Origin of the sequence: Chromohalobacter sp. HP20-39 (assembly GCF_033052815.1) — a bacterium.
Taxonomy (GTDB): domain Bacteria; phylum Pseudomonadota; class Gammaproteobacteria; order Pseudomonadales; family Halomonadaceae; genus Chromohalobacter.
The window spans coordinates 1-299 of the sequence record NZ_JAWHTP010000484.1; the positions used below are offsets into that span (position 1 = coordinate 1).

1 protein-coding gene is annotated in these 299 nt (G+C 61.9%); it reads right to left on the bottom strand.

What is annotated here, in order from left to right:
* A partial coding sequence (locus tag RVY79_RS18900) for a hypothetical protein (protein WP_317466094.1) occupies nt 1-299 on the bottom strand: 299 nt, incomplete at both ends.

The following is a 299-nucleotide window of genomic DNA, read 5'->3' on the forward strand; positions in this document are numbered from 1 at the left end:
CGCGAAGCCAGTTCGACTTCCTTGTTCTCGTAGGCGCGGATCACTTCCGAGATGTCGGCAAACGTCATGCCTTCACCGCGGCCGTTGATCTTGTCGCGGGTCGTGTAGTACAGACCCAGCACCACGTCTTGCGACGGCACGATCGACGGATCGCCGTTGGCCGGGAACAGCACGTTGTTCGACGCCAGCATCAGCGTGCGCGCTTCCATCTGCGCTTCGAGCGACAGCGGAACGTGAACAGCCATCTGGTCACCGTCGAAGTCGGCGTTGAACTCCGCGCAAACCAGCGGGTGCAGCTG